Source organism: Gemmatimonadota bacterium (genome assembly GCA_026706845.1).
GTDB lineage: Bacteria > Latescibacterota > UBA2968 > UBA2968 > UBA2968 > VXRD01.
Genome location: JAPOXY010000263.1, coordinates 1 through 6,597 on the forward strand (window position 1 = coordinate 1; position 6,597 = coordinate 6,597).

Below are 6,597 nucleotides of genomic sequence, written 5' to 3' on the forward strand. Positions count from 1 at the left end.
AATGGCGCAAGGACTATTTAGCCATCTGAGCAATGGCACCTACGACGCCTATAGCGCAGGCGTTAGCCCTACAACAGTCAACCCACTGGCCATTTGCGCCATGCGTGAAATCGGCATCGACATATCCCACCACACATCCGACAGCATCGAACAATATCTCAATCGAGACTTTGACCTCGTCATCACCGTTTGCGACAACGCCCAAGAAAATTGTCCCATCTTCCCGGGCACCAAAAACACGCGACACTGGCCCTTTGAAGACCCCGCCGATGCCCGGGGAACAGAAGAAGAGCGAATGCGCGTATTCCGCAAAGTGCGCGACGAAATACGCGACAAAATCGCAAACTTCCTCCAAAAAAGAAAAGCCTCGAAATAACTCGAGACTTTAAAAATTCTGAAAAACTTTCTATTCCCACGCCACACGCGGGCCATCCACATAATCCAAAAAGCGATTTGCAATATCGGCCTGCGCCGTATCCCCCGTATGCACAATCACGCGCCAGCGAAACGTCATAGACGCGCCCTCGGGCAAATGGTGATCGGGCTTGAACATCCAGCAATTGGGCGCAAACAACCCATAACCGCGCACATGCCATGTGGTTGGATATCGGAAATTCTGCGGATGATCAAAAATGGCAAACCCCGCCACCTCATCGCCCACAGGACCGCAGTAATCCATCCAGTGTGAAGGCAGCGACCAGCACCCCGTCTCATCCGTTGCGCCATAGGCATTGCGCATCTGCCCATCGGCATTGGCATTCATCGACGGATTCACGCGAATACACAAAAATCCACCCTCCTTCGTATCTCCAATCGTTACCGCACCGTGCGAAGCCTTAAGAGTAAGCGCAACATCCAGAACCGCGGCATCTCGTCCCGAATCGTACAACCGATACGAACGACTATCACTCATCAACGCGCGGTCGCCCTCATACCACGTATTTTCCGAAGCGATCACAAGAGACAATGGATTGTGCGAAATAGAAATATCATCCTGCGCCGTGCGCCCATATCCCGGTTGGTTGGGCCGCTCGTTCCAGCAATCCACCCCATTTATAGCTCCCTGCATCAAGGTCAAACCCCGCTGCCAGGGGTGTTCCCCCTCCCCCCATGCCGCCATCGGCTCGCGCAACATATTGGTCCCATTCGGCGTCAAAATCGGATTGATAACCGGCTTGGGATAATCCGTCGTATGGTGAAACGTCATAAATGGCGAACCCGACAGAGAAACACTGAGTTTCCCATCGGCATCGCGCGACGAAATCCCCGCAGCCGCATCTGCACTATCCAATGCCAACACCTCAAAACTCGCTTCCTCACCCCCGGCCAGCGCGGGCAGATTGACGTGATACACAGGCGCAGACGGATCGCGCTCGGCAATCAGTACCTCACCTCTACCCTTCAGTTGCAACAACGGAGCCTCACATCCCTCTGGAGCGGAAAAACTCGCCAGATGTGCCGGACGAGAACGCGGAATTGAAAGCGTCAATTTCATATTTCTAAACTCCTCCACAGTGTGAAAGTGAAAAAATTGTCCTGCTATTGAAAAAAATGACCAAAAAATGACCAAAATCTGGCACTATTGCCCAAATTATGCAAAAACCGTGCCAGACTACGGATTCAGTTCCAACCTGCTCTGTAAATTCCCCACTATATCTTCCCAATCCATCAGCAGGGGATGGTATTCATCGGCGGCCCACAACTCGGACTGCATCCGATAATTTGGACTGATCGGATGCCCGGACTGTCCACCTGCCGCCGTCGCCATACTCTGCGCCGGATTGTCCAGGTCCACCACCATCCGATAGGTAGAAAGCGAACCAACCTCAAACAGCTTGCCAAAATTATACCCCGTCGCGCGCACAGTACCCGTACTCCCCGACGACTCAAAAGGCCCCACATCGAACATCTTTGACAACGCCCCGCCATCACTCAGTGGATGCCGAAAAGTCACAGTGTGCAACCTGCCCCATCGCCACTGCAATTTGCGCGGACCCACGCGGCGGCGCAACCAATCCAGCGCATCGCCCAATGCCGCATGCACCTCCCGATCCAGATCCCAACCATCCGGCGTCCAATCCAACGCCTGCCCCGTCAACACCTGCCGCGCCACACTGCCACCTCGCCCCACCACCAGTTGAACCACATGATTGGGAAACCGAACCCGCACCACCCGCCGCACCCAGTGCTCCCAAAAAGTCGTAAACACCGTAGCCGCGACCGAATCCACCGAATACGCGCCATCCCAGCCGTGCAATAACTCACCCAGATCGCGCAAGCGTTTAGTTCCCGCTCTCAGCGCAATCTCTGCAACAATCGGCGCCAGATCTTCCCCCCGCCCGTGAACAACATCGGCATGAATAGCACCCGTACTCTCCTGCGTATGCGTCTCCAATTCCTCAATACGCGCCACAATCCGCCGAAACCGATACCCATCTGACCACGCCCCCAGCGACAGATAAGGACCTCGACCACCCCACGGTGGATTATTTGCCGTCGCCACCCAATTCCGCTCGGGATCCACCAGATGCGGCAACTCGTCAAATGCGTGCGGCGCGCCCCATTCGCAATCCGGATCACGGAACCCAAAATCTCCCGCCCTGCGCGTTGGCACATGCCCCACCACGTGATATCCAAGCCTCCCATTGGAATCGGCAAACACAAAATTCAAAATAGGCATCGGCCATTGGGCGAGCGCATCCAGAACTTGCGCGACATTTTTCGACCGCATCAGCCCCAGCATCGCCTCAAACCCCGTTGTCGCTTCAGATCCTATCCAGCGCATAGACAGCACGGGTTGCTCTCCCTCGTCTATCGCAGGCACAAACTCATTGACAACCGGACCGCGACGGGACCGGTGAATTACCAGCACATCCGCTGCGGCATCGCGCACGGGAATCGCCTGTTCCTCCACCTCAAACGGACGCCACGCATCGCCATCCCGGTACAAATTCTCATCCTCCTCTGACACCTCTTCAACGTATAAATCGCGCACCGAAGCCGCGTGATTGGTCACGCCCCACGCCGTATCGCGCGTATGCCCCAGATAAATACCCGGCGTCCCCAAAAAAAACGCGCCCACAGCATCCATACCCGGCGCGCGCACCTGCGCCTGGTACCACTGCCGGCACATGCTCACATCATTGTGCGGATCCGTTGCCAGCACGGGTTTGCCATTCGCCGTCCGCTCGCCCCCAATCACCCAGTTATTGCTGCCAATCCCCGTATCGTATCCCCCCACACCAGCCGGTTCATCAGACGGAACAATGGTCTCTTCTGAAGCCTCTGTAGTCAAAAACAAATCGAACAAATCGGGAGGCAAATAGCGTTTTGCCGCCTCATTCACCGCAACCGCACTCAGCCGCCCCGTCAGCATCCACCACCGCCATTTCCATATCGCAATCGAATCCACCACCGTCCACGGCGCGGGATCGTAATCCAGCAAATCGAACTCAACACAACGCCGATCACCCATCGCTTCCATCCACGCATTGATACCGCCGCCCAGCGACTGCAACACCATCTTCACCTCACCCGACATCGCCGAAGCTGCCCCCTGTGCTGCGCGCGTCAAACCAATCGTTCGATGCAGGCGATCCTCCGTCAGATAATCCGCCCCCAAAATCTCCGACAATTGCCCGTGTGCCAACCGCCGCATATAATCCATCTGCCACAGCCGATCCTGCGCCATAGCATATCCCAGCGCAGTAAAACAATCCGCCATTGAAGCCGCCTCGATATGCGCCACACCCCACCGATCGCGCAACACCGTCACCTGCTGATCCACTGGTGCTTTTACCCTCTCCTCCGTCCTGGGCAATTTCTGGCGTAAAAACCGCCGTTGAAAATCCCGAAACGCTCCCCGCGAAATACCCAATTGGTCGGCTCCCTCATCAGCAGTTATCTCACCTCGCATCGCCTGCATCAAAATAGTTTTTCGGTCTGCCATATTCCCTCCAATACCTCAACCTCACCGTTCACAATAAGGGTTGGAATCTGGATCGTACCACGCGAACAACCGCCCCTGTAAATCTGCGCGAACAGCTACAAAATCTCGATTATCGATCAAATTGATACACTCGCCCGGATCATTTTCCAAATCGTATAATTCATGCCGCGAACCCCCATCATTATAAACGTACTTAAACCGTTCGCCCCGCACCATATATTGGGGCATATGAGAACGCAACCCATGCTCGGAAAACGCGGCATCGGGACCCTGGGTATTGGGATCGCGCACAACACTGGCAAAACTCTCCGCATCCATTGTCTCGCAAGCCCCTTCAAAATCCACCAGCGTCGTCCGATCGGGTGCCGCCAACCCACACAACTCTGAAAGCGTGGGATACAGCCCAAAATATTCGGTCAACGCAGAAGCCACCCGATCCTCTGGAAAACGAGAAGGACAACTCACAATCAAAGGCACCTTCACCGCAGGTTCAAACATACAAAACTTCTGATACAACCCGTGTTCACCGCCCATCTCACCGTGATCTGAAGTATAGACCACAATTGTATCTTCCACCAGCCCCAACTCCTCCAGCCCATCCAGCACGCGCCCGATGCAATAATCGACAAAAGATAGATTGCCCATATACCCCGCCTTATGCGCCCTAAGCCGCTTCTCACCCATACCCTGCGTCCTATCAATACGCTGTTGTATATGCCTCGGATATTGCGAACTATCCCCCACCTCCACCAAATCTACCGATTCCGGCGAAAACTGCTCTGCCCATTCGCGAGGCGGATAAAAAGGCGGATGGGGCTTCATAAAACTCGCCACCAGAAAAAACGGCTGATCGCGATACTCGCGCATAAACTTCACAGACTCGCGCGCCACAAACATATCCAGATGATCCTCGGCATCGAGCGGCGAAGCCGTACTCGAAAAATCCCACCGCGCCACATTGCCCGCCCATGGACTTGCGCCATCCCACAGCACCGACACATCGGGAAACCCACTACCCGTATCAAAAACCGAATGGAAAAACCCCTCACCTATCGCGTGATTGGCAATCTCATTCGCATAATGCCCCACCTTCGGACCCAAATACATCAACCAATCGTTAATCGACAAATACGACGCAAAACCGTGATTATGTGCATCGTTAAAATGCATCTTGCCGATCAAACTCGTCAAATATCCGTGATCCGCAAAATGGTGTGCCACCGTGCGATAGCGCCAATCCAACCGATCGCTATTGTTAATAGCCCCCGTATTATGAGCGTACAAACCCGTCAACAACGACATACGCGAAGCCGTACACACCGGATAGGGACAATAGGCATTCTCAAACCGCACCCCACGCGCAGCCACGCGATCTATCATCGGCGTAGGCACCGTATTATTCCCGGCACACGTCATCCAATCCGCGCGGTGTTGATCGCTCATCAAAATCAGAACATTGGGACGATTATTATAATCCAAGATATAATCTCCTAACTCAAAAGAACCTATTCCTTCTCTTCAGGCATCTCAACCGGCAAATCCAGCCGGTCACCCCACTCTTTCCACGACCCGATATAATTTCGGACCTTTTCATAACCCAGCAACCGCAATGCCAGGTACGTTTGGGAAGAGCGGTACCCGCCCTGTCAGTAAGGCACAATTTCCTTATCGTGCGAAATACCCACAGCCTCGTACATCGCCCGCAATTCATCCGCCGGCTTAAACGCCCCCGTCTCATCCAGATTATTCACATACTCAACATGCACAGCCCCTGGAATAGCCACCCTCGCGCAGCCCGCACATTGCGCCCGAAATACTCATCGTCACCGCGCGTATCCAGAGGCACAACATCCTCGCGCCCCAAAAGACCATTTAAAACATCGGCTCCCATGTGGCGCCCCGGCACCGCAGATATGATAAACTCCGCAGGCTCTGCCTCCTCGCAATCCGTCACCAATTCATAACCCATAGCCGTCCAGGCATTGCATCCCCCATCCAGCACGCGCACATCGGGATGGCCCAGATATTCACAAATCCAAAAACCGCGCGACGCGCGCACCCCGGAATCATCCTCGTACCAGACCACCGTCTTATCCGTACCAATACCCCGGTTACTGAACAAATAACCGAGCATCCACATAAACGCATCAAAAGCCTGTTCGCGGGTATCGTTCAAACTGATTGAATAAAGATCCAGATGAAGCGCACCCGGAATATGCCCGGCGTGATATGCATGCGTCGGCCGCGTGTCCACAATGCAGACATCGGCAGCCCTCTCATACAAATCCCGCGGCGAAATCAACAACTCGGGATTCGCATACCCTTTATCGCTCATAATCACCTCCTTGCAATTTTCAAAACCCGAACCAAAAACCAACTCATGTGTTCTACTCCTTGACAATATCCCCTACCATTATCCATATTTAACGCCTAAACCTCGGGAGATACTATATGAAAGGCATCTTACTCGCAGGAGGGGCTGGCACCCGCCTCTATCCCATCACGCGCGTGGTCAGCAAACAACTCCAGCCCGTTTACGACAAACCCATGATCTACTATCCCCTCTCCGTCCTCATGCTGGCGGGCATCCGGGATATATTGATCATCTCCACCCCCCACGACCTGCCACTCTATCGGCGTTTATTCGA

6 protein-coding genes are annotated in these 6,597 nt (G+C 54.2%); 2 read left to right on the forward strand and 4 right to left on the reverse strand.

Features of this window, described 5'->3' with window-relative positions:
• Window position 1: 1 nt before the first annotated feature.
• Complete coding sequence (locus OXG87_22960) at window positions 2-376, forward strand: arsenate reductase ArsC (GenBank protein MCY3872416.1); 375 nt, start codon at window positions 2-4, stop codon at window positions 374-376.
• 30 nt (window positions 377-406) lie between these two features.
• Here the strand turns inward: OXG87_22960 and OXG87_22965 are convergent, their stop codons facing one another.
• The 4 genes from OXG87_22965 to OXG87_22980 form a co-directional block, all read right to left on the reverse strand.
• Complete coding sequence (locus tag OXG87_22965; GenBank protein ID MCY3872417.1) at window positions 407-1,495, reverse strand: PmoA family protein; 1,089 nt, start codon at window positions 1,493-1,495, stop codon at window positions 407-409.
• Between the two features lie 117 nt (window positions 1,496-1,612).
• A complete protein-coding gene (locus OXG87_22970; protein MCY3872418.1) occupies window positions 1,613-3,949 on the reverse strand; it encodes a penicillin acylase family protein in 2,337 nt (778 codons plus the stop codon).
• 21 nt (window positions 3,950-3,970) lie between these two features.
• Window positions 3,971-5,428 (reverse strand): sulfatase-like hydrolase/transferase, encoded by a 1,458-nt coding sequence (locus tag OXG87_22975; protein ID MCY3872419.1) that lies wholly within the window; start codon window positions 5,426-5,428, stop codon window positions 3,971-3,973.
• A gap of 268 nt (window positions 5,429-5,696) precedes the next feature.
• On the reverse strand, window positions 5,697-6,284 hold the full coding sequence (locus OXG87_22980) for a rhodanese-like domain-containing protein (GenBank protein ID MCY3872420.1): 588 nt from the start codon (window positions 6,282-6,284) through the stop codon (window positions 5,697-5,699).
• Window positions 6,285-6,400: 116 nt separating this feature from the next.
• Between OXG87_22980 and OXG87_22985 the strand changes: the two genes are divergently transcribed.
• Window positions 6,401-6,597, forward strand: a 197-nt coding sequence (locus OXG87_22985; protein ID MCY3872421.1) for a sugar phosphate nucleotidyltransferase, incomplete at its 3' end; no start/stop codon positions are given.